At 63.5% G+C, this 25,334-nt stretch carries 26 protein-coding genes and 1 pseudogene; 20 read left to right on the top strand and 7 right to left on the bottom strand.

What is annotated here, in order from left to right:
- Window position 1 precedes the first annotated feature (1 nt).
- Window positions 2-931 (bottom strand): alpha/beta hydrolase, encoded by a 930-nt coding sequence (locus PVW46_RS28435; RefSeq protein ID WP_069208044.1) that lies wholly within the window; start codon window positions 929-931, stop codon window positions 2-4.
- 189 nt (window positions 932-1,120) lie between these two features.
- Between PVW46_RS28435 and dnaE the strand changes: the two genes are divergently transcribed.
- Window positions 1,121-4,657 (top strand): DNA polymerase III subunit alpha, encoded by a 3,537-nt coding sequence (gene dnaE, locus PVW46_RS28430; protein ID WP_043144773.1) that lies wholly within the window; start codon window positions 1,121-1,123, stop codon window positions 4,655-4,657.
- Window positions 4,658-4,793: 136 nt separating this feature from the next.
- Window positions 4,794-5,573: a hypothetical protein gene (locus PVW46_RS28425; RefSeq protein ID WP_274578300.1), complete on the top strand. Its 780-nt coding sequence runs from the start codon at window positions 4,794-4,796 to the stop codon at window positions 5,571-5,573.
- 77 nt (window positions 5,574-5,650) lie between these two features.
- On the opposite strand, the gene PVW46_RS28420 is transcribed toward PVW46_RS28425, so the two are convergent.
- Window positions 5,651-5,857: a SlyX family protein gene (locus tag PVW46_RS28420; protein WP_043144703.1), complete on the bottom strand. Its 207-nt coding sequence runs from the start codon at window positions 5,855-5,857 to the stop codon at window positions 5,651-5,653.
- Between the two features lie 128 nt (window positions 5,858-5,985).
- Between PVW46_RS28420 and hisS the strand changes: the two genes are divergently transcribed.
- Genes hisS through hisG form a run of 3 tightly spaced genes read left to right on the top strand, consistent with a single transcriptional unit; the run spans window position 5,986 to window position 9,226 of the window.
- A complete protein-coding gene (hisS, locus tag PVW46_RS28415; RefSeq protein ID WP_069208046.1) occupies window positions 5,986-7,458 on the top strand; it encodes a histidine--tRNA ligase in 1,473 nt (490 codons plus the stop codon).
- Entirely contained in the window at window positions 7,455-8,537 is a 1,083-nt protein-coding gene (locus tag PVW46_RS28410; protein ID WP_069208047.1) for an ATP phosphoribosyltransferase regulatory subunit, read from the top strand. The genes hisS and PVW46_RS28410 overlap by 4 nt, the downstream gene beginning before the upstream one ends.
- The gene (hisG, locus tag PVW46_RS28405; RefSeq protein WP_043144699.1) at window positions 8,534-9,226 is read left to right on the top strand and encodes an ATP phosphoribosyltransferase; all 693 of its coding nucleotides are present in this window, start codon (window positions 8,534-8,536) and stop codon (window positions 9,224-9,226) included. Before PVW46_RS28410 ends, hisG begins: the two co-directional genes overlap by 4 nt.
- Window positions 9,227-9,279: 53 nt before the next feature.
- Here the strand turns inward: hisG and yghU are convergent, their stop codons facing one another.
- Complete coding sequence (gene yghU, locus PVW46_RS28400) at window positions 9,280-10,125, bottom strand: glutathione-dependent disulfide-bond oxidoreductase (RefSeq protein ID WP_069208048.1); 846 nt, start codon at window positions 10,123-10,125, stop codon at window positions 9,280-9,282.
- Between the two features lie 100 nt (window positions 10,126-10,225).
- On the opposite strand from yghU, the gene PVW46_RS28395 reads away from it, so the two are divergent.
- A complete protein-coding gene (locus tag PVW46_RS28395) occupies window positions 10,226-10,696 on the top strand; it encodes a YdcF family protein (RefSeq protein ID WP_139132215.1) in 471 nt (156 codons plus the stop codon).
- 15 nt (window positions 10,697-10,711) lie between these two features.
- Here the strand turns inward: PVW46_RS28395 and PVW46_RS28390 are convergent, their stop codons facing one another.
- Both PVW46_RS28390 and PVW46_RS28385 read right to left on the bottom strand, forming a co-directional pair.
- Complete coding sequence (locus tag PVW46_RS28390) at window positions 10,712-11,101, bottom strand: hypothetical protein (RefSeq protein WP_043144694.1); 390 nt, start codon at window positions 11,099-11,101, stop codon at window positions 10,712-10,714.
- Window positions 11,102-11,184: 83 nt separating this feature from the next.
- Window positions 11,185-11,616, bottom strand: a complete 432-nt coding sequence (locus PVW46_RS28385) for a DUF1489 family protein (protein ID WP_043144772.1) — start codon at window positions 11,614-11,616, stop codon at window positions 11,185-11,187.
- Window positions 11,617-11,906: 290 nt separating this feature from the next.
- Here PVW46_RS28385 and PVW46_RS28380 point away from each other — a divergent pair, with 290 nt between their 5' ends.
- Complete coding sequence (locus PVW46_RS28380) at window positions 11,907-12,029, top strand: hypothetical protein (protein ID WP_263281708.1); 123 nt, start codon at window positions 11,907-11,909, stop codon at window positions 12,027-12,029.
- Window positions 12,030-12,121: 92 nt separating this feature from the next.
- Window positions 12,122-12,642, top strand: a pseudogene (locus PVW46_RS28370) (SDR family NAD(P)-dependent oxidoreductase).
- A 146-nt stretch (window positions 12,643-12,788) separates the two neighbouring features.
- On the opposite strand, the gene PVW46_RS28365 reads toward PVW46_RS28370, so the two are convergent.
- Window positions 12,789-13,019: an IclR family transcriptional regulator domain-containing protein gene (locus PVW46_RS28365; protein WP_083242150.1), complete on the bottom strand. Its 231-nt coding sequence runs from the start codon at window positions 13,017-13,019 to the stop codon at window positions 12,789-12,791.
- A 615-nt stretch (window positions 13,020-13,634) separates the two neighbouring features.
- Here PVW46_RS28365 and PVW46_RS28845 point away from each other — a divergent pair.
- Both PVW46_RS28845 and PVW46_RS28355 read left to right on the top strand, forming a co-directional pair.
- Complete coding sequence (locus PVW46_RS28845) at window positions 13,635-14,126, top strand: hypothetical protein (protein ID WP_069208050.1); 492 nt, start codon at window positions 13,635-13,637, stop codon at window positions 14,124-14,126.
- Window positions 14,127-14,147: 21 nt separating this feature from the next.
- Window positions 14,148-14,420: an amidohydrolase family protein gene (locus PVW46_RS28355; protein WP_274578304.1), complete on the top strand. Its 273-nt coding sequence runs from the start codon at window positions 14,148-14,150 to the stop codon at window positions 14,418-14,420.
- Window positions 14,421-14,544: 124 nt separating this feature from the next.
- On the opposite strand, the gene PVW46_RS28350 is transcribed toward PVW46_RS28355, so the two are convergent.
- Window positions 14,545-14,940 (bottom strand): LysR substrate-binding domain-containing protein, encoded by a 396-nt coding sequence (locus tag PVW46_RS28350; protein ID WP_069208052.1) that lies wholly within the window; start codon window positions 14,938-14,940, stop codon window positions 14,545-14,547.
- A 202-nt stretch (window positions 14,941-15,142) separates the two neighbouring features.
- Between PVW46_RS28350 and PVW46_RS28345 the strand changes: the two genes are divergently transcribed.
- From PVW46_RS28345 to PVW46_RS28300, 10 genes are all read left to right on the top strand, one after another.
- Window positions 15,143-16,441 carry an amidohydrolase family protein gene (locus PVW46_RS28345; RefSeq protein WP_069208053.1) on the top strand — a complete coding sequence of 433 codons (1,299 nt, stop codon included), beginning with the start codon at window positions 15,143-15,145 and terminating at the stop codon, window positions 16,439-16,441.
- Between the two features lie 23 nt (window positions 16,442-16,464).
- Complete coding sequence (locus PVW46_RS28340; protein ID WP_069208054.1) at window positions 16,465-17,388, top strand: LysR family transcriptional regulator; 924 nt, start codon at window positions 16,465-16,467, stop codon at window positions 17,386-17,388.
- 198 nt (window positions 17,389-17,586) lie between these two features.
- Window positions 17,587-17,871 carry an ABC transporter substrate-binding protein gene (locus tag PVW46_RS28335; RefSeq protein WP_274578298.1) on the top strand — a complete coding sequence of 95 codons (285 nt, stop codon included), beginning with the start codon at window positions 17,587-17,589 and terminating at the stop codon, window positions 17,869-17,871.
- A 72-nt stretch (window positions 17,872-17,943) separates the two neighbouring features.
- Window positions 17,944-18,492 carry an ABC transporter permease gene (locus PVW46_RS28330; RefSeq protein ID WP_139132217.1) on the top strand — a complete coding sequence of 183 codons (549 nt, stop codon included), beginning with the start codon at window positions 17,944-17,946 and terminating at the stop codon, window positions 18,490-18,492.
- Between the two features lie 50 nt (window positions 18,493-18,542).
- A complete protein-coding gene (locus tag PVW46_RS28325) occupies window positions 18,543-19,259 on the top strand; it encodes a GntR family transcriptional regulator (protein WP_069208058.1) in 717 nt (238 codons plus the stop codon).
- A gap of 94 nt (window positions 19,260-19,353) precedes the next feature.
- On the top strand, window positions 19,354-20,217 hold the full coding sequence (locus PVW46_RS28320; RefSeq protein WP_069208059.1) for an FAD binding domain-containing protein: 864 nt from the start codon (window positions 19,354-19,356) through the stop codon (window positions 20,215-20,217).
- Window positions 20,214-20,711: a (2Fe-2S)-binding protein gene (locus PVW46_RS28315; protein WP_069208060.1), complete on the top strand. Its 498-nt coding sequence runs from the start codon at window positions 20,214-20,216 to the stop codon at window positions 20,709-20,711. Before PVW46_RS28320 ends, PVW46_RS28315 begins: the two co-directional genes overlap by 4 nt.
- The gene (locus PVW46_RS28310; protein ID WP_069208061.1) at window positions 20,708-23,020 is read left to right on the top strand and encodes a xanthine dehydrogenase family protein molybdopterin-binding subunit; all 2,313 of its coding nucleotides are present in this window, start codon (window positions 20,708-20,710) and stop codon (window positions 23,018-23,020) included. Before PVW46_RS28315 ends, PVW46_RS28310 begins: the two co-directional genes overlap by 4 nt.
- Window positions 23,017-24,063 carry a CobW family GTP-binding protein gene (locus PVW46_RS28305; RefSeq protein ID WP_223306262.1) on the top strand — a complete coding sequence of 349 codons (1,047 nt, stop codon included), beginning with the start codon at window positions 23,017-23,019 and terminating at the stop codon, window positions 24,061-24,063. Before PVW46_RS28310 ends, PVW46_RS28305 begins: the two co-directional genes overlap by 4 nt.
- Window positions 24,064-24,389: 326 nt before the next feature.
- Window positions 24,390-25,319 (top strand): amidohydrolase family protein, encoded by a 930-nt coding sequence (locus PVW46_RS28300; RefSeq protein WP_069208062.1) that lies wholly within the window; start codon window positions 24,390-24,392, stop codon window positions 25,317-25,319.
- Window positions 25,320-25,334: the final 15 nt, after the last annotated feature.

The following is a 25,334-nucleotide window of genomic DNA, read 5'->3' as shown; positions in this document are numbered from 1 at the left end:
GTCAGGGCCGGTCCGGCACCATGAACTCGGCGATGCGGTTGATCGCCGAGGTGACGTTCAGGATGCCGTTATGCCCGCCGTGGTCGTATTCTTCCATCTGCGCGCCGGGCCAGGCAGCGGCAAGGGGGCGCGCCTTTTCGACCGGGGCGGCGTAATCGTTGCGGGACTGAACGATCAAAAGGTCCTCGTCCCGGGTTTCGGCCACCGGCAGCCAGGGGCGATCAATGGGGCAGGGAGCGCCGAGCGCGCTCACCCGATCGACGAACTGTTCGAGGCAGCGGCCCGACAGCCCGTATTGCCGCCCGCCGAGGCGGATCAGCCCGGGCAGGTCCAGTGGGACCGAGATCAGCGTCATGCGCGGTGCCGAAATACCCCGTTCAAGCGCGTGGAACATCGCGTTCGCGGCGACGCAATGGGCGACGATCCCCGCGTAGGGCCCTTCGGACTGCGTGGCCCGGCAGATTGCGTCCACGATGTCACCGAGACTGCAGACCCTGCGCTTGGCGTGGCCGTGGCCGGGATAGATCAGCATGTCGACCGTAGCCCCCCGTTTCTGCAGGGCGCGGACTACACGGGTGAACTGGCGGATGTGTCCGTCATGTCCGGGTGCGATCAAAACGCGGGGCGCATCGGCCGCGTTCCCGCGAAAGCGCGAGCGCAAGACAAAGCAGTCCTGTCCCAGGTCGACGATTTCGAACCGATGTGACCGGCCCGCAAGCCTATCCAGCACGGCCTGGTGGGAGGTCAGGTAACGGCGTGCCAGTTTGTCGGCGGCCAGGCGGGGTGCAAGGATCGTTGCCGACAGCAGCACCGTACGGCGCAGTCGGGCCCGCAGGCCGCGGCCGGGTGTCAGGTTCGGGGCGGAACTGTCGGGGGAGGTGGACCCGGGCGCCGTTTCGACACGCGCAATACTATCTGCATGGATCTGCATGACTGGTACTGAAATCCCATCGGCGGCATGTGACTTTCCTGGGCTCAGAATGACACTAAAATACAATCAGGGCACGACTTTGTCGGGATTGTGCCCACGGCGGGGCCGTTCGGAAGTATGCCGCCATTCCCGGGATCGGGGCACGGATTGGGGCTTTTGCCAGAAAAGACCACAGCATAGGGTATGCAAATGGCCGATCCCCGATTCATTCACCTGCGTGTCCACACCGAATATTCCCTGCTCGAAGGCGCCGTGCGGCTGAAAAAGCTGCCCGGGCTCTGCACCGACATGGGAATGCCCGCGGTGGCCGTGACCGACACCAATAACCTCTTTGCCGCGCTGGAGTTTTCCGTCGGTGCCAGCGGCGCCGGCGTGCAGCCGATCATCGGCTGTCAGGTCGATCTGCGCTATATCGATCCGCAGCCGGGGGAACGCCCGAAACCGCCCGCGCCGCTGGTCCTGCTGGCCCAGACAGAGACCGGGTACGAGCACCTGATGAAGCTCAACTCGTGCCTGTACCTGCGCAAGGATACGGAACTGGCCCATGTGACGCTGGACGAGCTGGCGGCGCATTCCGAGGACGTGATCTGCCTCAGCGGCGGGCCGGACGGGCCGGTGGGACGGCACCTGCGGCAGGGTCATCGCGGCGCGGCGCAGGCCCTGATGACGCGGCTGGCCGAGATCTTTGGCGACAGGCTTTATGTCGAACTCCAGCGCCACCCGGGCGAGGACGGCACTCCGCCCGAGGCCGAGCGCCTGACGGAACGCGGTTTCGTCGAGATGGCCTACGAGATGAACCTGCCGCTGGTCGCCACCAACGACGTCTATTTCCCCAAGGAAAACATGTACGAGGCGCATGACGCGATGATCTGCATCGCCGACGGCGCCTATGTCGACCAGCAGGAACCCCGCCGGCGCCTGACGCCACAGCATTACTTCAAGAGTCCGCAGGAAATGGCCGTTCTGTTTGCCGACCTGCCCGAGGCGCTGGACAACACCGTCGAGATCGCCAGGCGCTGCGCCTTCATGGCCTACAAGCGCCCGCCGATCCTGCCGAAATTCGCCGATGACGAGGTCGCGGAACTGCGCCGCATGGCCAATGAGGGGCTGCAAGCCCGTCTTGCGGTGATCCCGCACGCGGTCAGTGTCGAGGAATACCAGGAGCGGCTCGATTTCGAGCTGGGCATCATCGAGGGCATGGGCTTTCCCGGCTACTTCCTGATCGTTGCCGATTTTATCCAGTGGGCCAAGGACAACACCATCCCGGTTGGGCCGGGGCGGGGGTCGGGGGCGGGCAGCCTTGTTGCCTATGCGCTGACCATCACCGACCTTGACCCGCTGCGCTACTCGCTGCTGTTCGAACGCTTCCTGAACCCGGAACGGGTGTCGATGCCGGACTTCGACATCGACTTCTGCATGGATCGCCGCGAAGAGGTGATCCGCTACGTGCAGGACAAGTACGGCCACGACAAGGTGGCGCAGATCATCACCTTTGGCGCGCTGCTGTCCAAGGCGGCGGTGCGCGACATGGGCCGGGTGTTGCAGATGCCCTATGGGCAGGTGGACCGCCTGTCCAAGATGATCCCGGTCGAGGGGGTGAAACCCGTCTCGATCGAAAAGGCGTTGCAGGACGAACCGCGCCTGGCCGAAGAGGCCCGCAACGAGGAGGTCGTCGACCGCCTGCTGAAATATGGCATGCAGGTCGAGGGGCTGCTGCGCTCGGCGGGCACCCACGCGGCGGGGGTCGTCATCGCCGACCGTCCCACGGACGAGCTGGTGCCGCTTTATCGCGATCCGCGCTCGGACATGCCGGCGACGCAGTTCAACATGAAATGGGTCGAACAGGCCGGCCTCGTGAAATTCGACTTTCTCGGCCTCAAGACCCTGACCGTGATCCAGAACGCGATGGATCTGATCTTCAAGTCCGGGCGCCCGTTGCACGTGGCGGCGGATGGCACGGAACTGTACGAACCGGCGGAAGGGGCGGAAAACCACATCAACGCCATCCCGCTGGACGACGAGGTGACCTACAAGCTCTATGCCAGCGCGAAAACGGTGGCGGTGTTCCAGGTTGAAAGCTCGGGCATGATGGATGCGCTCAAGCGCATGAAGCCAACCTGTATCGAGGACATCGTCGCGCTGGTCGCGCTGTATCGTCCGGGCCCGATGGAAAACATCCCGGTCTACTGCGAGGTCAAGAACGGCCTGCGCGAGATCACCTCTGTCCATCCGCTGATCGACCACATCCTGGAAGAGACGCAGGGCATCATCGTCTACCAGGAACAGGTGATGCAGATCGCCCAGGTCATGGCGAAATACACGCTGGGCGGCGCTGACCTGCTGCGCCGGGCGATGGGCAAGAAGATCAAGGAGGCAATGGACGCCGAACGCCCCAAGTTCACCAAGGGGGCGGCCGAAAACGGTGTCGACGCCAAGAAGGCCTCGGAGGTTTTCGACCTTCTGGAAAAATTCGCCAACTACGGCTTCAACAAATCGCACGCGGCCGCCTATGCGGTGGTCAGTTACCAGACCGCCTGGCTGAAGGCGAACCACGCGGTCGAGTTCATGGCCGGTGTCATGAACTGCGATATCCACCTGACCGACAAGCTGGCGGTCTATTTCGAAGAGGTTCGCAAGGGCCTGAAACTGTCCTGGGTGCCGCCCTGCGTGAACCGGTCTCAAGCGACTTTCGACGTTGTCGACGGCGAGCTGGTCTATGCTCTGGGTGCGCTCAAGAACGTCGGGCTCGAAGTCATGCGGCTGGTGGTCGCGGGACGGGCCGAAGGGGCGCCGCAGGGCCAGGATCGGCCCTTCGTCAACATCTATGACTTCGCGCGCCGGGTGGATCTCAAGAAGATCGGCAAGCGCCCGCTAGAGATGATGGCGCGTGCGGGGTGTTTCGATGTGCTGGATTCGAACCGGCGGCGGATCTTCGACTCGCTTGATGCGCTGGTTGCCTATTCGGCGGCGATCCACGAACAGAAGGCCAGTGCGCAGGTGTCGCTGTTTGGCGAGGCGGGCGAGGACCTGCCGGAACCGCGCCTGTCGCCGGTGTCCGATTGGCTGCCCGCAGAACGGTTGGCCGAGGAATTCAAGGCGGTCGGTTTCTACCTCTCGGGCCACCCGCTGGACGACTACATGCCGCAACTGCGCCGGGTCGAACGCAATGGCAATTTCGTGACCCTGGACGAGCTGACCCACAAGGTGCAGTCCAACGGGCCAATGCTGGCCAAGCTGGCGGGCGTGGTGGCTGGTCGGCAGGAACGCAAGTCGGCGCGTGGCAACCGTTTTGCCTTTGCCCAGCTGTCGGATCCGACCGGCGCCTACGAGGTCACGCTATTCTCGGAGGCGCTGGAGAAATCGCGCGAATACCTGGAAAGCGGCTCCAAGGTGCTGGTCACGGTCGAGGCGACGATGGAATCGGACCAGCTCAAGCTGTTGGGCCGTTCCGTCGCGCCGGTCGAGGTGGTGGTGGCCGGGGCCGGGGGCAGCGGTTTGCGCATCTATGTCGAATCCGCAGGCGCCCTGCCGCAGGTCGCCTCTGTCCTTGGGCGTGCGGCGGAACAGATGCCCAAGGCGGCGCGCGGGCCGATCCAGCTGTGCCTCAGCGACCCCAGTCTGCCGGGCGAGGTCGAACTGGACGCCGGCCTGGAATTCCCGGTCAGCCCCGAGATCAAGGGCGCGGTGAAATCGCTCGACGGGGTGCTGGCGGTCGAGGAAATCTGAACCGTATCGGCGGCCGTTGGCGCAATCTGTCGACGGCCAAGGTGGACGCGGCCCCCTTGACCGCGCTAGAACCCCCGGAGTTTTCGGGGAGAACGACATGGGCGCTCGCGTGATCAGGGGGGGATTTGTCCTCTGCGTGGGACTTTTTCTGGCTGGCTGTGGCGATCCGCTGTCCGGCGTTCCCAAGTATCAGGACGTGCCGCTGGCCGATGATGCCGGTCAGGCCGATGTGGTAACGCCGGAAACCCCGCGCACGCCGGTGACGGATGCGCCGCCCCGGCGCGGGCTCCTGGGCCTGTTCGGCGCGAGGGCCGCGGCCGCCAAGCGCGACGACGCCACGGAACTGGCCGCTGCGGGAGGCGCAACCCTCGACGAGGACGCCGACCGGCCTCGGAAACGTGCCCGCGCGCCGCGCCCCGGTGCGCCGGATGCGCGCGAGATTCCCTTTGGCACCCGGCTGCCCTATGGGCAGATCGCCCGTGTCTGCGATGCGCCGCGCCGCAAGCTGGGCAAGAAGATCGAAGGGTATCCCGAGCGCCGCAGCACCTATGTTCTTTATGACAGCGCACCGGACACAAGCAGCGCGCGCAACTTCTATCTGACCGGGTTCGACGATGGCTGTGCCCGGCAGTTCACCGCGGCGCTGGTGATCTTTGGCTCGCCTGAAAGCTACGAGCAGATCCACTATGGCCCTTCGGGAGAGGCGCAGCCGATCTCGGAGACGGACAAGGCCTATGAGAAGGTCAAGCGACGCGTCTGTGGTGTCCGCAAGGGCAAACCCTGCGGGTCCAAGATGCGGCGGCTGGAGCGCGACACTGTCTTTGTCAGCGTCTACGAGCGGTTCGGCAGCAATCCCCGCTGGAAGAACATCCTGTTGCACGACGGTGAAGTCGTCGCGATGGACATGAAGGACTGACAGGGGCGCCGGAGGTGGGCGGTGGGTTGGAACAACCCACCCTACGCGCGGGCGAATTGTGCCGCGACGATGGCGCCCTAATAATGCGGTGGTTTCTCGTCTCCGAAGATGACCCCGCCGGAGCCTTCCGCCTCGCGCGCGGCCTCTCGTTGCAAGAGCATTTCGACCCGCGCGGTGAGGCGGGTGATCTCGCGGTCCTGGCGGGCGACGGTTTCGGAGAGGTCGTCGAGCGCGCGCAGGGCGTGGGCGAGACCTTCTTCCAGTTGATCGGTTCTGTCGGTCATGGGCTGCGCTCCGTGGTTGGGTCAGGGGTGGGTATGTCTACCAGGAAGAAGCTGCAAGGCGCTCTGCTTGCCCCGCACCGGTCGAAGGGATAGAGGAAGCGCGACATATCCGACAACCGGGATGACTCATGGCCAAGCAGAAGAAAGCCCCGCGCCCCAAGGCGCAGACACCCAAGGGGTTCCGCGATTATTTCGGTCCCGAAGTGACCGAGCGCGCAGAGATGCTCAACACCATCGCCGGGGTTTACCATCAATACGGTTTCGATGCGCTGGAAAGCTCGGGCGTGGAGACGGTCGAGGCGCTGGGCAAGTTCCTGCCCGACGTGGATCGCCCGAACGAGGGCGTCTTTGCCTGGCAGGACGAGGACGACAGCTGGATGGCGCTGCGTTATGACCTGACGGCGCCCCTGGCGCGGGTCTATGCCCAGCATCGGAACGATCTGCCGCTGCCCTACCGGCGCTACGCGATGGGGCCGGTCTGGCGTAACGAAAAGCCGGGGCCGGGGCGCTATCGGCAGTTCTACCAGTGCGATGCGGATACCGTGGGTGCGGGCAGCGTGGCGGCGGATGCCGAGATCTGCGCGATGCTGGCGGATACCTTGGAGAAGGTGGGCATTCCGCGCGGGGATTACCTGATCCGGGTCAACAACCGGAAGGTTCTGAACGGTGTGCTGGAATGCATGGGGCTGGACGATGATGCCCAGCGCGATGCGGTGCTGCGGACCATCGACAAGTTCGACAAGGTAGGCGAGGCCGGGGTGCGCGAGCTTCTGGGCAAGGGCCGGCTGGATGCCTCGGGCGCCTATATCGACGGCGTTGGCCTGAGCGACGCGCAGGCCGAGCCGGTCGTCGCCTTCCTGACCTCGGGCAGGCTGGAGGCGGCGGAGACACTGGCCAACTTGCGCGCCGCGATTGGCGCGTCGACCGTGGGCGAAGAGGGCGTGGCCGAGCTGGAGCAGATCGCCGAGTTGCTGGCGGCGCAGGGCTACGGCCCTGACCGGATCATCATCGACCCGTCGGTCGTGCGTGGCCTGGGCTATTACACGGGGCCGGTCTTCGAGGCCGAGCTGACTTTCGAGATCCTTGATGAGAAGGGCCGCAAGCGGCAGTTCGGGTCTGTTGCCGGGGGCGGGCGCTATGATGATCTCGTCAAGCGGTTCACCGGGCAGGCGGTGCCGGCCACCGGTGTCAGTATCGGGGTTGACCGGCTGCTGGCGGCGCTGCGCGAAAAGGGCCGCATCGGTGGCAGCGTGCAGGGACCGGTGGTCGTGACGGTGATGGATCGTGACCGCATGGGGGACTACCAGGCGATGGTGGCAGAATTGCGCCAGGCCGGGCTGCGGGCCGAGGTTTATCTTGGCAATCCCAAGAACTTTGGCAACCAGCTGAAATACGCGGACAAGCGGGAAAGCCCTGTCGCCGTGATCGAAGGCGGTGACGAGAAGGACAAGGGCGTGGTGCAGATCAAAGACCTGATCCTTGGCGCCAAGCTGGCCGAGGATGCCAGCCTCGAGGAATGGAAAGACCATCCCAGCCAGTACGAGGTGCCGCGCGACCAGATGGTGGCCAAGGTCCAAGAGATCCTGGACCTGCACAAATGAGCCTTGCCGCGATCAAGGAAAAGGCGGCCACGCTCAAGGCGGGGTTCGTCGAAAGCGGTGCGGAGCCGGTGGATTGTCCCGTGCTGCTCCCGGCGGACACGTTGCTGGATCTCTATGGCGAGGACATCCGCACGCGCGCCTTCCTGACCCATGACCCGGTGCGGGGCGAAGTCATCCTGCGCCCGGATTTCACCGTCCCGGTGGTGCAGAAACACATGGCCGAGGGCGCGGAACCGGCGCGCTATACCTATGCCGGAGAGATCTTTCGCCGGCAGGAAGAGCACCCGGAACGCCCCTCGGAGTATCACCAGGTAGGCTACGAGGTCTTTGACCGGGCCGACCCGGCGGGTGCCGATGCCGAGGTCTTTGCCAGGTTTTCGGAGGCTCTGGCGCCTTACGGATTGCGGGCCGTGGTGGGCGATATCGGCATCCTGATCGCCGCTGTGGAAGGGCTGGAGACGTCCGAGGCGCGCAAGGCGGCGCTTATGCGGCATATCTGGCGGCCGCGCCGGTTCCGGGCGCTGCTGGATCGGTACGCGGGCAGGGCGCCGGTGCCGTCCAGCCGGACCGCGCTGCTGGCTTCGCCGGATCCGCTGTCGCTGGCCGAGCCGATGATTGGGCTGCGCGGTACCGCAGAAATCGCGGCGCGCGTCGATGCCCTGCGCGCGGATGCGCAGGACCCGGTGTTGCCGGGCGACCAGGTGGACCTGCTGGAAGCGCTGGTGAAGGTTTCGGAAACCTGCGGCAACGCGCTGGAGCAGCTGCGGGACATCGCGGTGGACATGCCTGCCATCGCCGGAGCGGTCGACCGCATGGCTGCGCGGTGCGAGGCGCTGGCTGCGCGGGGGATCGACGTGACCTCGTTGATGTTCGACGCGAATTTCGGCCGGACCTCGATGGAATATTACGACGGGTTCGTTTTCGGGTTCTCGGCGCGCGGCCGACCGGACTGGCCGCTGGTGGCGTCGGGCGGACGCTATGACGCGCTGACCCGACAGTTGGGGCAGGGAAGAGAAATCCCCGCGGTGGGCGGTGTGATCCGTCCCGGCCTGCTGGTCGACCTGGAGGAGGCGGCATGAGCATCAAGCTTGGGGTGCCCTCCAAGGGGCGCTTGATGGAGAAGACCTTTGACTGGTTCGGTGCGCGTGGCATCGGCTTGGCGCGCAGTGGGTCAGAGCGCGAGTATTCCGGAGAGGTGACCGGCGTCGAGGGTGTCGAACTGGTGCTGCTGAGCGCCGGGGAAATCCCGCGCGAACTGGCGGCGGGGCGCATTCACCTTGGCGTCACGGGGACCGACCTAGTGCAGGAAAAGCTGGTGCAATGGGATCAGAAGGTGGCGCCGCTTGCCGAACTGGGCTTTGGTCATGCCGACCTGATCGTGGCGGTGCCCTCTTGCTGGGTGGATGTGAACACGCTGGACGATCTGGACGCGGCGGCGGCGGCCTTTCGCGCGCGGCACGGGTTCCGCATGCGGATCGCGACCAAGTACCACCGGCTGGTACGTGCCTACCTGCACGAGGGTGGTGTTTCGGATTACCAGCTGGTCGACAGCCAGGGGGCGACCGAAGGCACGGTCAAGAACCTGACCGCCGAAGCCATCGCAGACATCACCTCGTCGGGGGAAACCCTGCGCGCCAACCATCTCAAGATCCTGGCCGAAGAACCCGTTTTGCGTAGCCAGGCGACCCTGTTCAAGTCGCGCGTTGCGCCGCTGGAAGAAGGGGAGCGCGAGACCATGCGGCTTTTGCAAGACCGGCTGGGTCTCTAGACCACGCGCAATGGGAAGCCCCGGGCCTCGCACTGCGGGCCTGGGGCGAAGGGTTACTCGGCCTTGGTTACAAGTCCGGTTTCGAAATCGCTGGCGGCGTGGCGTTCGGGCAGCATGCCCTCATCGGTCCGGTTCACGAGGCGGCCGCGTTGGACCGCCGGACGCTCCAGGATTTCATCCGCCCAACGCAGCACGTTGGTATAGCTTTTCACGTCCAGGAACTCGCCCGCGTTGTAGGATTCCCCGTGGACGGTGCGCCCGTACCAAGGCCAGATGGCCATGTCGGCAATCGTGTAGTCTTTGCCCACCATGTAGCGGTTTTCCGCAAGATGCCGGTCGAGGACATCCAGCTGGCGCTTTGTCTCCATCGCGAAACGGTTGATCGGATATTCCATCGGGTAGGGCGCATAGGCGTAGAAATGGCCGAAACCGCCGCCCAGGTAAGGGGCGCTGCCCATCTGCCAGAACAGCCAGCTGAGCATCTCGGCGCGCTTTTCGCGTGGCCCTTGGAAAGCATCGAACTTCTCGGCCAGATGCATCAGGATGGCGCCGGATTCGAAGACCCGAACCGGCTCCGGCCCCGACCGATCCATCAGCGCGGGGATCTTCGAGTTCGGGTTGATCTCGACAAAGCCCGAGCCGAACTGGTCGCCCTTGCCGATGCGGATCAGCCATGCATCGTATTCGGCATCGTGCCCGGCGGCCAGCAACTCTTCCAGCAGGATGGTGACCTTGACCCCGTTCGGTGTGCCCTGCGAGTAGAGCTGGAACGGATGCTCCCCGACGGGCAGTTCCTTGTCATGGGTGGCCCCGGCGATGGGGCGGTTCAGCGACCCCCAGGTGCCGCCGTTTTCCTTGTCCCAGGTCCAGACTTTGGGGGGCGTATACTGTTCGGTCATGGCGCGTGTCCTTCTCATATCTCGTCGCAGAACCTATAGGTCCTGAAGCGAAATGCCAGAGGGGGCAGGGGTGCACAAAGCATGTGCAAAGACGCAAGGCGTGGCGCTGGTGCTTGGGGCGGCAGTGCGCCCGGACGGGACGCCCTCGCCTGCTGTGGTGCGCCGGGTCGGGCATGCCGTCGCGCTTTGGCAGTCAGGTCAGGTGGGCCTGTTGGTGCTGTCCGGGGGTGTCCGCACGCATCCGCCAACAGAGGCCGAGGTCATGGCACGGCTCTGCCGCGAGGCGGGCGTGCCGGACGCGGCCCTGCTGCTGGAAACCCGCGCGCTGACCACCGAGGAGAACATGCGTCTTGCGCAACCTTTGCTGGCCGGGCTGGGCTGCCAGGACGTGGTGATCGTGACCGACAGGTACCACGCCGCGCGGGCGCGGCTGGTGGCGCAGCGGGTTGGGTTGCGGGCAACGGCCAGTTGCCCGCGTTTGACGGGCGCCCCGATGTCGCGCGTGCTGCGTGCCTGGGCGCGCGAGGCGGTGGCGCTTGGCTGGTACTGGCTGCGCGGGGCCGGACGCTGATCCGGCCCCGCCACGTCATCCGGGCAGGATGACCTCGATGTATTGCATGTAGCCGTTCTGGCCGTAGACGTTGACGATCACATGCATGTTGCCGCGCATGATCGCATTGGCCACATGTGGCGGCATGTAGCCGTTGTTGACCATCTGCTCCAGCCGAGCGCGTGCATTGATGTCTCCAAAGTAGGGATCCCACTGGTCCCCGTATTGCGAGATCCCAAAGCGGTGGTAGTTGGCCCGGTCCTGACGCAGAACCTGTGCCGGGGTGCTTAGCCGGACGCCATTGGAATTGTAGAGATCCTGCTGCCCGATGAAGGCGTTGTAGGACCCAATCAACTGCTGCGCCTGCACTGCGGCGGGCGCCAGCAACACGCAGGCAAGAGCGGAAAGAAGGAAACGGCGCTTCATGATGGCCTCCCGTCATCTGTTGGCGATAGCAAGAGTCTAGCACCGGTTTGACAATCGCACCTTGATACAGGCAAAGCCCGGGATCAGAGCACGCCAATTTCGGCCAAGGCTCCGGCCAGTTCGGGGGGCAGCGGCTCTTCCTCCGCCCGGCTTCCCGGCAGGTCGGGCGGGGCGTCGGCGGCGGCGAGGTAGCGCCAGCCCTGGAACGCGCGCTTGGGCGCGGCAGCGGTGCGGGTAATCTCCGGGTCCAGCACAAGGGCGCAGCGTTTGATCCCGTCCGCACCGGTGACCGGGTCAAGCCGCAGGATACGTTGGCGGCACTGGATCAGCCCCTTGATCACCCAGTAGATCGAGCCGCCGTTCAACACCTCTTCCTCGCGCCGGGGCCACATGCGGGTGATGTGTCGCGGCAGACCATCTTCGGTCTGGGCGCGTCGCATGCCTTGCCAGTCCATCAGGCTGTCGACGCTCTCCGTGCCCGCGCTGAGTTTTATCAGGTGAGTTGTCTTGGCCATGTCATCCCCTTGGCTGCCAAGGATCATAGCGGTGCCTGTCTCGGGTTCAAGCCGGGGGAGGCGCGTGTTGATCCTTGCCTCAAAGTTGATCCGGATCGTGATCGTGGCCTTGTGGTTGCGGGTGGTCGGCTTGCTGTCTTTGGAATTATTCAATTACAAAAATAGTCGGTTATAATTAATAGTAGGCTTGTGCCTTTGTGCTCGGGCTGGCGGTCCTGTCGGTGAGAGTGCCGATTTCTGTAGGTTACTCCAGTCTTGGGGCGCAGTGGTATTCTTGAGGAGGAGCGGCGATGAGTGTGTCGGATGAGGTCGTTTTGATCAGCGGTGCAGCCAGGGGGATGGGCGCAAACGAGGCGCGGAGCTTTGCCGCCGCGGGTGCAAAGCTGGTGCTGGGCGATGTTCTCGAAGACTAGGTGCAGGCGCTTGCTGCGGAGCTTGACGATGAGGCGGCCCTCGCGGTGCATTTGGATGTGACTAGGGCGAAGATTGGGAGGCTGCCGTCGCCGTGGCGGTAGCGCGTTTCGGCTGGATCGACGTGCTGGTCAACAATGCAGGTATCCTGCGGTTCTCGGGCATCGAGACCTGTACGGACGAGCAATGGGAGCAGGTGATCGGGATCAATCTTGGGGCGTTTTCAAAGGGATTTGCGCCGTCACCCCTGCGATGAAAGATGCGGGTGGAGGCTCGATCGTCAATAACCCGTCGACGTCGGGAATGAAGGGCTTTGCCGATGTGCTGGCCTATATTTCCTCCAAGTTCGGAATCCGGGGGCTGACAAAGGCCGATGCTGTCGAGCTTGCGCCGTTGAACATCCGGGTCAACTCTGTTCATCCGGGGAATATCAATACGGATAAAGTCGACGACCTCTATCCCAATTTCAACCACGTCCCGATGAACCGCCTGGGCGAACCTGAGGAGATCAGCAAGCTGGTGATGTTTCTGGCCGGTGACGACAGCTCGTTCTTGACCGGGGCCGAGTTCGTGGCGGATGGCGGCGAGACTAGCGGTATGCCCACTTTGTTCTGATGCCATACGGGTAGCGCCTCACAGCGTCGCCCTATTTCAAACTTATTCCGCGAATTCGATAATCTATGGATAATTGTAATGCATGAACTGTCCGCCAGCCGGATCGGCCGGCGCGCTTGGCGTGTTCTGCCTCAGTGCGCCGGCACCTACCCCAGTTCTGATGACAGGTCGCCGGCGGCTTCGTTCAGGGCGGGAATGAACCCTTCCTCTGCCCGGCCCTCGAGGTAGTGGTCCTGTCCGAAAATGGTGATGGCCATGACCATCTGCCCTGCATGATCAAAGACCGGCGCCGCATAGGCCGAAATGCCGGGCACTGGTGGGGTAACGACCGTTGCGTAACCGACCTCTCGGATATGGTCGAGTACCTTGCGGGACATGACGCGGTGGACGCCAACCCGCCCGCTGTCTGGTCACGCCTAGATCAAGCGCGTAGCGTCCAAGGCGATAGTGGCCCGTTTCCTCGTCCTGTTCGATCAGGCCGATCTTGCGATAGCTGACGAGGTAGGCATGTGCCTGGGCGGGGGCGAAGCCAGCGACCTGTGCAAGATACTTGAGCATCATCGGTTCGATTTCTTCTGCCATGGGCAGTCCGCTCGGCATTGTCCTCGGACCAATGGCGGATCAATACCTCACCATTGACGAGGAGGTGGATCTTGGTCGCGAAGCCACTACGCGAACGGCGAAAACTCTGTCGCGGAGTCCCCCTTTAACGGGAAAATCACGGATGTGCGAAAACGAAGGCCAGTGGACCGTGCAGGGAGGTCGGCCACACTGCTGCCCGGCGAGCCGGCCGTGTAAAGGTATCCGAGCGTTCTGGGACGAACTGCCCCCCGCGCGCATTCTCAAGTGCGTCAGTTTTGTGCGTGAAGGCGGCTCTTGCTGCGCCTTGTTCATGAGGAGATACGCGAAAAGACTGCGGGTACTCCAAGACGCTTTACAACCGATAAAAGCGCTGGAGTGACGGGGGCGAGTTCGCTCGGATCATTGCGGGCATGGCGTCCGAACGCAGCGAAGAAAAGACCGTCATGATCGACGTGTCCAAGCTGAAAACCTGCCATGCGGCGTCCGGCACTGCATCGAAGGGATTTCGGTCAACAGAGCCCCTCGATCAACTGAAGAGATCTCTAAAAGCGTTCGTTGCGGGCGTTATTAAACGCTTTTCTTACGCAATCCATTTCGAGGCGCAACTGACCCATCCGACCGCGTTGGCCGAGGCAATGGTGCCCTGCAGTACGACGACGATCTATTCGGAATGCCTCGACTTGCTGAGCGCGGCCGCGGATGAGGGCATCGAGGCGGCGCAGAACCTGTTTCGAGACCATGACAAGCCACCCTATCGCCTGTTCGCCTTTGCCCCGGGAAAGAAGACCGCAGCCACGGTCACCGAGGCGGTGCTGAACATGGAACCGGTGATCGGGCTGGGCGAGTTCGAGCATTTCACCTACAGCTCCGGCAGCGAAGACGATTTCCGCAAGGCCACCTAGGTCCGCGAAAAGGGGGGGGGCATCAACCTGATCCATGCGATCAAGATGGCGACGCTGAACTCCGCACGGTCCTTCCACATGGACGACAGGCTTGGTTCACTGATGCCCGGGCGTTACGCCGATATCGTGCTGACCGACAGCCTGTCGACCATCAACCCACGCTTCGTTTTCAAGGGGGGCGACCCGCCGTGCGTCGCCGTTTCAGTCGATCGACGCGCCAAGCGCGCGGCGCATCTCTTCGGTGAACATCGACGAAGCCAGCCCATGCGCGCGTTTCGGTCGGCGGACCAGTGACAGGGTGTTGCTGCCGAAGGCGCCGTCGCGGATCGGGATATCGGTCAGCTTGCCCTCGCGGCGTTCCTCGAGGATGTCGAACCGGCTGAGAAAGGCGATCCCGTCGCTGCCTGTGGGATACTCTTCATCGCCTCAATGGAATTGGTCTCGAAGGCGGGGTTTGCGTCCTGCCGGAGGCGTCGAACGCCTCGGCCACGATCTGTCGTATCGGCATGGATTTGTCCGCGAAGATCCATGGATGGGTGAGGCATTCGCTTAGCGGCACCATGTTCATATGTGCGATCGGATGTGCCGTCGACACCACCGCGCCGAGTTGCGCGTTCATCCGGGGCATGACTTCGATATTCGGCGTGGGCGGCAGGTTGTAGGCAAAGCCCAGATCGGCCTTGCCATCCAGCACCGCCTGCAGCACGTGCTTGTTGATCGAGGAAGAGGCAACGTTAAGCCACTCCCCCGCCGCGCGGATCGAGCCGGAGCGTGCCACCTCGCCGAGATAGCGCAAGACACGGGAATGCAGCATGAGGCGTCTCGGTTCATCGCCGTTCTGGCAGAGCCGGTATGCCCGAGCGGGACCGGGGGGGGCGTCCAGAAACGATTTCGGGCTACGGCAGAGGCCGGATCAATTATTGCGGTTTGCTTATCAGTAAAAAAGATTATTTAATTTGTGAAAAGAGTATGGCTTGCTTAGTGTCCCCGGGAGTTTCCAACAAAAGGGCAAGGTCATGGGCACCGTCGGCGATCAGCTTTCTTTCTTTGCAGCCAACCGCGAGCGGCCGATCCTGCTGGCCGGAGGCCGCATCACCGGCGCGAGCGCACAGGCCGAACAGGCCGATATTCTGATCGGCACCGATGGCCGTATCGCGGCTGTCGGGCCGGGCCTTGCGTCGCAGCCCGATACGGTGCGCGTCGATGTCTCCGGCAACCTGATTTCGCCCGGTTTTGTCGACATGCATCAGCATCTGGACAAGACCGGTGTGCTGCGTTTCACGCCAAATCCCTCGGGTACGTTGCAGGGCGCGCGCGAGGCCTTCGCGGCCTATGCCCGGACCGCCGGACCCGAGGACATCACCCGACGCGCCTCGCGGACAATGACACGGTGCCTGTCGCGCGGCACCACCGCGATCCGCAGTCACATCAATGTCGACAAGGATGCGGGTTTCAACGGGATCGAGGCACTGGCCCGGCAGCGGGAGGCTTGGGCCGATCGGATGACACTGCAACTGGTGGCCTTCATGACTCCGCATCCCGGGCAGGACCTGGAATGGCTGGCCGGGAACATCGACCCGGCGGTACGTTTCGCCGATGCGGTGGGCGGCACTCCGGCGGTCAGCGAGCACCCGGAACGCTATATGGACATCCTGTTCGAGGCCGCGGCCCGCGCAGGCAAACCCGTTGACCTGCATCTGGACGAACATCTCGATCCGGACAACCTGTATATGCATGCGGCGCTCGACCGGGTAGAGCGTTTCGGGATGCAGGGGCGCACGGTGTTCAGCCATATTTCGGTGCTCAGCGCGCTGGAGCCTGACGCCGCAAGGGCGATCATGGAGCGGATGATCGACCTCGACGTGGGGGCGGTGACGCTTCCGGCGGCCAATCTCTATCTTCAGGCCCGCGACCGCACAAAGCTGCCGCCACGCGGGCTGACCCGGGTGGCCGAACTGCTGCGCGGCGGCGCCAAGATCGCCACCGCCTCGGACAATATCCAGGATCCGTTTGTGCCGACGGGGTCGGGCGACATGCTGGAAATCGCGCGCTGGACGCTGCTGGCGGGGAACCTGATGGCGGACGAGCTGCGCGACGTGCACCGGATGATCACCGACATTCCCGCCCGACTTATGGGGCTGGGGGCGGATTACGGCATCCGCCCGGGCGCCTGGGCCGATCTGGTGCTGACCGATTGCGAGGACACCGATACGCTGGTGGCCGGCGGGCCGGTCCAGTCGCGGGTGCTGGCGCGCGGGCGGCTGGTGTCGGAAACCGCGACGGTGCTGCCGCAGGCGATGGCCGAAACGGCCTGACCGGGCCGGGAGAGGGGCGGGTCATGAATGTCACGCTGCGCCAGATCCGTGCCTTCCTTGCGGTGGCCGAGCTTGGGCGTTTCAACCTTGCGGCCGGCGCGCTGGGGCTGACCCAGGCGGCGGTCAGCCTGCTGATCAAGGATCTGGAACAGGAGCTGGGCGTCCGGCTGTTCGACCGCCACACCCGCAAGGTGAACCTGACCGATATCGGTATCGAGTTCCTGCCCCAGGCGCGCAAGGCGATGGAGGACCTGGACCTTGCCACGCGCAGTGTCCGCGAACGCGCGCAGCTCAAGAAGGGCAAGGTGGTTGTCGCCAGTTCGATCATCTTTTCCTCAACCACGATTCCTGCGCTGATCGCCCGTTTTCTGGACCAGCACCCGGGCATTTCGGTCGGGTTGCGCGACATGCCCGAGGAGGAAATCCGCCCTGCCTTGCTCCGCAACGAGGCGGATATCGCTTTGGGGACCCTGCTGGACGACGACCCCGAGATCAGGTCGCAGCCTGTCAGCCAGGACCGGCTGATGCTGATCTGTCGTGCGGATCATCCGCTGGCTGCGCGGCAGGCCATTGGCTGGACCGACCTGTCGGATCAGAAGCTGATCGTGCTGGCGCGGGACAACCCGCTGCGCCAGATCGTCGAGCGGACCATGATCGGCGTCGCGCCGGACTTCCTTCCGGCTTACGATGTGCGCTTTTCCACCACTGCCATCGGCATGGTCGCGGCGGGCCTGGGGGTGTCGGTACTGCCGGAAAACTCGATGGAACTGACCTCGGCCGCTGGGGTGTGCAGCGTGGCGCTGAGCGATCCGGTCATCACCCGAGATATCTGCGTCATGCAACACAAATGGCGAAGCCTGTCGCCGCCCGCCGAACGGTTGAAAGAGATCATCCTCGCGGCGTTTCCCGAGGCCGCTGCCGCGTCCCGACCCGCGTCCGATCCTTAGCCAGCCCCCTTAGAGCCAGCCGCAATCCTGCGTTCCGCCATCCTGGCGGGGCGCGTTTCGGGTTTCGTGCACCAGCGAAAGTGCGTGCGCAAAAAAGAGATCGTTCCGCGTCAAATATCGTTCTTCTAGAGAGAGCGCATCAATGACGTTTTTTTATGCCGAGGCGCAGCACGGCGGCTTCTACCAGGCCAAGACGCCGTGTCTGTACGAGGCCGCGGGCTGGACGTCACGCTGCGCATGGGCGGGCCGCAGGTGAACGGCATGCAGCTTTTGCTGGCGGGTGAAGCCGATGTTTATACCGGCTACGACTTCCAGGTGCTGAGCGGAGTCGAAAAGGGGCTGCCGGTGCGTGCCGTGGCAGCGACCTTCCAGCATGACGTGAACGGTATCCTGACCCATGAGGATGTCGCCGGGCTGGACGATTGGTCTTCGTGCCCCATTCGATCTACGAGGCGGTGTTCCCGTCGACCCACGTCGCGGTGATGGCGGCACGGCCCGGGCGGATCTCGCGCATCATCGATATCGACCATGCCGGACTCCGGGACGAAACCTTCCGTGGCAGCCCTCGTTTCGCAGCGCTGTGCAGCGAGTTGTCCGAGGCGCTGCGCGACGCATCCGGGAAATCTGGCGAGATGGGAGAACCGCGATGAAACGATCTTTTGCAAACGCGGCTGCCTCGATCGAGGTCTTTGCCCGATCCTTGTCGGCCTGGCCGTGCAGATCCTTTGGGAGGTGCTGTGCAGTGCATTCGACGTGCCGGTCTACCTGTTCCCCAAACCCAGCGATGTCTGGCACAGCATCCTGGCCAACGGCGCCGTCCTTCTGGGGGCGATGTGGGGCACGCTGTCGATCACGCTGCGGGCTTTCGTGCTGGCCGTGGTGACGGGCACGCTGATCGCCTTCGTGTTCAACGAGAGCCGGCTGTTCGAGGCCTGCCTGTTTCCCTACGCGAACATTCCGGGGCCGGGTGCACCTGTCGGAGTGCGCCGGACCGCGGGTCGATTCGATGCGTGGCCCCTTCGGAGACGTCCTTTGAACGGTCTGTCTGAGATGAGGGGAATATTTCAAAATAATGTTTTTAAACAGAAAAAATCTTATTGTTGACAATGAATAGTGGTCCGGTCTAGCGTTCTTGCACCAATGACGAGGTTGCCGTGACAAAGCCCCAATTCCGCAGAAAGGCGGCTGCAAAAGCCGAACTGAAAAGCGGCCAGGACGCAGAAGAGCGCGTGTTCTCCCTTGTGGTCGAGGCGGTGCAGGACCAGAGACTCAAGGCGGGTGACAGGCTGGTCGAACGCGAACTCGCAGAGGCGGCCGGTGCCAACCGGCAGGCGATCCGCAACGGGCTGCTGCGACTGGTCAATGCCGGGCTGGTCGAGACCAGCCGCAACAAGGGGGCCCGCATCGTCCGGCTCAGCGCGGCAGAGGCCGAACAGGTTTTCGAAGCCCGCCTGGTGGTCGAAACCGGGCTGCTGCAACGACTGGCCCGGACCTATACCGACGAGGCAGGTATTCGGTTGCAGGAGATCCTGCGCGCCGAAGGGGCCGCCTATGACGAGGGCAATGTCGTCGAGGCGCGGCATCATTCGCGGCTGTTCCACATGGAGATGGGGCGCCTGGCCGGAAACAGGCACCTGTCGCGGTTGCTGAACGACCTGATCAATTGCCAGCCGTTGCTGATGTCGCATCGACGCGGACGGCCCTCGGAGTTTTCGGGTCACAACCTGCATATCAAGACGCTGGCCGCCTTGGCCCGTGGCGACAGCGAAGGGGCGGTTCACTACAACAACCAGCTTCTGAGCGCGGTCAAATCGGAAATGCTGCTCGATATCAAGGCGAGCGAAGATGACGACGGGCCACCCTCGGCCTGACACCAAATACCCGGCGAAGCCCCTCACCAGGATTAGCGGCCACCCATGAAACGCCAGCGGCACGTTCCGTCCGCTGCGATCTGAAGGAGGCCAGATGCGACGCTTTGCCTATCATGAACCCAAGACCCTTGAAGAGGCCTCGCGCCTCTTGGTCGACCTGGGCGAAAATGCCCATGTGCTGGCCGGTGGAACCGACCTTTTCGTCGAGATCCGCGAAAGGCTGCGAGATGTTTCCGATGTGGTGAACATCAAGAATATCCCCGGCATGAATGACATCACCTGGGATCCCAATGTCGGGCTCACCTTTGGTGCGCTGGTCACGGCGCGGCAGCTGGAAACCCTGCCGGGCGTGCAGCGGACCTTCCCCAATTTCGCCGAAGCCTTGCGCCAGCTGGCCTCGATCCAGGTGCGCAACCGGGCGACCGTGGTCGGCAATCTCTGCCGCGCGTCGCCCTCGGCCGATACGATCCCGCCGCTGATCGCCGATGGCGCGATCATCCATATCTACACGCCGAAGGGGATGCGCCGGATGCCGCTGGCCGAGTTCTTTACCGGTCCCGGGCGCACCCGGCTGGAACGCGGCGATATCGCCACCGGGATCGTGATTCCGGCCCCGGCTCCGGACAGCGGGCGCATCTATCTCAAGCATGGCCGCCGCAAGGCGATGGAACTGGCCACGGTGGGTGTGGCGGTCAGCCTGGACCGCGATGGCGACACCTGCACCGATGCGCGGATCGCGCTTGGCGCGGTGGGGCCGACGGTCCTGCGTGCATCGGCGGCCGAGGCGCTGCTGAAAGGGCGGAAGATAACGGATGAACTCATCGCGCAGGTGGGCGCGCAGGCGATGGCCGAATGCACCCCTATCAGCAACGTGCGCGCCAGCGCCGATTACCGCCGGAGCATGGTGGGTGTCCTGACGCGCCGTGCCGTGAAGACCGCAATGGAGGCGACCCAATGAAACAGATCGTGGAACTGACCATCAACGGGGATCCCCACAGCTTGGCCGTGGAAGGGCACCGTTCGCTGCTGGACACGCTGCGCGAAGAGGCGGGACTGACCGGAACGAAAAAGGGCTGCGACGTGGGCGATTGCGGCGCCTGTACGGTGATCGTCGATGGTCAGCCGGTCAATGCCTGCCTGATGCTGGCGGTCGAGGCGCAGGGCCGCAATGTCGAGACCGTCGAGGGGATGCAGCAGAGCATCGACATCCTGCATCCGCTTCAGGATGCCTTCATGCGCCACGGCGCATCGCAATGCGGGTTCTGCACGCCGGGCATCCTGATGATGGCGCGCAAGCTGATCGAGGAAAACCCCGATCCCAGCGATGACGAGATCCGCTTTGGTCTCAGCGGCAATATCTGCCGCTGCACCGGCTACACCAAGATTTTCGACGCGGTCCGCAGCGCGGCCGCCGAGATCCGCGCGGTGCGCGCGCAGGAGGAAACGGTATGAACAAACCCGCGAACAACCTGAGAAATGCATTCAGCACGATCGGCAAGAGCGTCAAGCGCGAGGATGTGATCGAGAAGGTCACGGGCGAAGGGGCCTATGTCGCCGACCTGAAGCCGGTCGGGATGCTTTATGGCAAGATGAAACGCTCGGACGTTGCCCATGCCCGGATCAAACGCATCGACGTGAGCAAGGCCCTCGCCTACCCGGGCGTGAAGGCGGTTCTGACCCATGAGGACGTGCCGCGCGTGCTGCACTACGGCTCACCGCACCCGCGTTCCGTCTCTTGCACCAAGGATCAGTATATCCTGGACGACAAGGTTCGGTACTGGGGCGAGGGCGTGGCTGCGGTGGCCGCGATCAGCGAAGAGATCGCCGACGAGGCGCTGGACCTGATCGAGGTCGAATACGAGGAATTGCCTGCCGTTTTCACCCCCGAAGAGGCGATGAAACCGGGCGCGCCGCAGATCCATGAGGTGGGGCCGGGCGGCAACCTTGTGCTGGACCCGGTGCGCGTGGAACGCGGCGATGTCGACAAGGGGTTCGCCGAGGCGGATTTTGTGCTTGAGGGCGAATTCTCCGGTGGTCGGCCCATGCCCGGCTACATGGAGCCCAATGTTTGCCTGGCCGATTGGGACGGGTCGGGCAAGCTGACTTTCTGGACCTCGACCCAAAGCTCTTTCATGGTCCGAGGCATCCTGGCCGAGGTTCTGGGGCTGCCCAGAACCAAAGTGCGGGTGCTGGTTGATCACATGGGGGGCGGCTTTGGCGCCAAGCAGGATTGCTTCCAGCATGAGTTCCTCTGCGCCTTGCTGGCGCGGGAGACGCGCAAGCCGGTGCGGATGGAATTCACGCGGCGTGAGACCTTCCTTGCCGGACGGTCGCGCCACCCGTTCAAGCTGTGGCTGAAACAGGGGTTCCGCAAAGACGGCACGATCACCGCGCGCGACATGCGGATCGTGTTCGACTCCGGGGCCTATGGGTCTCACAGCCCGGGGGTCACGACGGTGGGCACCAATTCGGCCACCTCGCTCTATCGTTGCGAAAACGTGCGGTTGGATGGGCGCGCGGTCTATACCAACACCCCGATTGCGGGCGCATTTCGCGGTTATGGCGTGGTGCAGACCTACTACGCCCTCGACATCCAGATGGACGAGGCGGCAGAGCGGCTGGGGATGGACCCGGCGGACCTGAAACTGAAAAACGCTGTGCGTGAGGGCGATATTGCGCCTTCTGGCCACGCGATCGTCGGGCATGGGTTGGAGGCCTGCATCGAGCATGGCACGCGGGTCTTTGATTGGAAGGGGTTGCGGCAAGGGGCGCGCTGCCCCGACCCGGCGGCGTCGCATGTCCGCAAGGGCTGGGGTCTGGGCTGTGAAATGCACGGCTCCTCTGCCTATCCCGGCATCAAGGAACAGGGCAATGCCCTCATCAAGGTGAACGAAGACGGCTCGGTGACGTTGATGACCGGCGCGGCGGGCCTGGGCACGGGGGCCCATACCGCGCTTGCGCAGATCGCGGCGGAAGAGCTGAACATGCCCTTTGAAAGCGTCTCGGTCGTGCATGGCGATACCGACGCCGTGCCCTGGGACATCGGTGCCTTTGCCAGCCACACCACTTACCTGGTGGGCAGCGCCACTCGGATGGCCGCCGCCGAGGCGCGCGCCGGTATCCTGAGACGTGCCGCTGAAAAGCTTCAGACCACGGCCGATGGGCTGGACATGGTCGACGGTCGGATCTTCCTGCGTGCCAGTCCTGACAGCGGCCTCACCGTGGCCGAGGCTATGGGGCCGACCCCAGGGATCCCATCCGCCAATATCCTGGGGCGGGGGACGTATGAACCGACCAAGTCCTATTCCTTTGCAGCGCATTTCGTCGAGGTGACGGTGGACACGGAAACCGGCCTGGTGACGGTGGACAGGGTGGTCCCGGTTCACGACGTCGGCAAGGTGATCCACCCGATCGCTGCTGCCGGCCAGATCGAGGGCGGCATCCAGCAGGGCATCGGTCACACCCTGACCGAGGATTACATCATCGACACGCAAACCGGTCGATCCCTGAATGCGGGGCTGGTGGACTACAAGATGCCGCTGTCGATGGACATGCCCGATATCGACACCGTGATCCTGGAGGCGGCCCCCGATCCCGGCGGCCCCTGGGGCGCCAAGGGGGTCGGCGAAGACCCGATCATCGCCATCGGACCGGCCATCGCCAACGCGATTCACGACGCGATCGGGGTGCGGTTCCATCACTACCCGATCACCCCCGAAGACATTCTGAATGCCCTCAACGAGAAGGAGCGCCAATCATGATGAACGTTCACGAAATCCCCAAGGACAAGCTGCCGATCACCATTCTCACCGGCTTTCTGGGATCGGGCAAGACGACGCTGCTCAACTACATCCTGACCGAGAAACACGGCTATCGCATCGCCGTGATCGAGAACGAATTCGGCGAGGTCGATGTGGACAGCGACCTGGTGCTGGCCTCGGACGAAGAGATCTACCAGATGCAGAACGGCTGCATTTGCTGTTTTGTCGACGTCCGAAACGACCTGATCGACGTGATGAAAAAGCTGCTGGCCCAGAAGGACAAGTTCGATCACATCATCGTCGAAACCTCTGGCCTGGCCGACCCGACGCCAGTGGCGACCGCCTTTTTCGCCGATCGTAGCGTCGCGGACGAGGTCAATCTCGATGCAATCGTGACGCTGGTGGATGCCAAGCACATCGACCAGCACCTGTACGATCCGGTGCTGGACGGGCGCGACAACCAGGCGGTGGATCAGATCGTGGCGGCGGACCGGATCATCGTGAACAAGGTCGACTTGGCCAACGAGACCGGACTGGCCAAGCTGGAAGGCGATCTGCGTGGGTTGAATCAGACGGCCGAGATCCTGCGCTCGGAGTTCGGGGTGGTGGACCTGGACAACATCCTGAACGTCAACGGGTTCCAGCCGTCCTACGTCAAGGAACGGGCGGAGATCCTGCAGATCGACATGACGGCCGAGAGTGACCATGAACACCACCATCACCATCATCACGGCCACCTCCACGATGAAACGGTGTCCTCTATCAGCCTGACCTTCGAGCAACCTTTTGTCCTGGACAAGCTGCACGCGGTGCTGACCGCCTACCTCGATGAAAAAGGGCCGGCTATCTTTCGCACCAAGGGTATCCTGTCGATGGCTGGCGACGACCGTTTCTATGTCTTGCAGGCGGTGCACCAGCTCTTTGACCTGCGCCCGGATCATCCCTGGCAGGACGACCAGCGCCGCTCCAAGATCGTGTTCATCGGGCGCGATCTGGACCGTGACGAGATCGAACGAAAACTCTCTTCCTGCTTGGTAGACTAACCCCTCCTCCTCTTGGTCCCGGGTAGGGAAGCGGCCCGCGCGATCTGCGCGCGGGCCGCTTTGGTGTTTCATTATAGATAATAAAAACAATTACTTATCTAACTTTTCCTGTTGACCTTGGATGGTCGCGGGCGTAGTCTGGGACAAGAGTAGAAGCGCAGCCAATTGCTCACCAACCCATTGAGAGGTGAGGCTGCGATGTCGAAACTCCCCACTTTCCCGATCCGGATTGGCCCCAAGGGGACCATCCCCCGCACAGCGTCCTTCGGGCCGTTCGCGGGCGGGACCGGCATTGCATCCAGGCACCTCGTTCCAGGAGGTTCCTCATGATTATCGACCTGAGTTGCTATCCGACGGATCTCGTCGATCTGGCCTGGCGCCACGACGGCGAGCCCTTCACCGGAGAGCGGCTGCTGAAGATGATGGACGGCCCGTTCTATGTGAACGGCAAACCCCGTCGCGTCGACAAGGCATTCATCCAGCCGCCGCAGGGCAACACGATCTACACGCACGGCATCCACGAAAAGGAAGGCAAGGCCGCGATCCGGGAATACATGGGCTATACCGAAAAGATGGTCTGTGAACATCCGGACCGTTTCATCGGCTGCTTCGTGTACAACCCGCGCTACGGCACCCAGAACGGCGCCGAGGAAATCGAACGCTACGTCAAGGAGTTCGATTTCAAGATGGTGCAGCTGCAGGCCAACATGCATGCCTATCGCCCTGACCGGGCGCTGGACTGGCTGCGCCCGGCGATGCGCGTCTGCGCGGACCTCGGCATCATGGTCAAGGTGCACACCGGCGACGGGCCCTATTCGATCCCGACGGAATTCATCCCGATTATCCGGGAATTCCCGGAGGTGAACTTTATCCTGGCGCATTTCGGTGTGCAGACCGGTGGTGTCTACACGTTTGAGCCATTCCAGATGGCGATGGACGAACCCAATGTCTACGCCGAAAGCGGCTGGTGTCTGCAGTCGCGGATCGTTGAATTCGCCAAGGAACTGCCCAAGCACAAGATCCTGTTCGGCACCGACACGCCGCCCAACGAACCGGGCATGTGGATCAACCTGCTGGAGGTGCTGTGCCACGAGCCGCCGCAGGGCCTGAACCTCGATGAGGACACGCTCGAGGATTACCTGGGCAACAACACCGCTCGGATGATCGGGCTGGAGCCGACCGCGCCGCCGAAAACCGTGGCCGAGGCAGAGGCCTATCTGCGGGACAACGGCGTCGTGCTGGAACCGGCAGAATAAGCCGCCCAAAGACTT

The organism is Mameliella sp. AT18, from assembly GCF_028807275.1.
Taxonomy (GTDB): domain Bacteria; phylum Pseudomonadota; class Alphaproteobacteria; order Rhodobacterales; family Rhodobacteraceae; genus Antarctobacter; species Antarctobacter albus.
The sequence above is the reverse complement of the archived record's forward strand: the minus strand, read 5'-3'. Positions and strand labels throughout refer to the sequence as shown.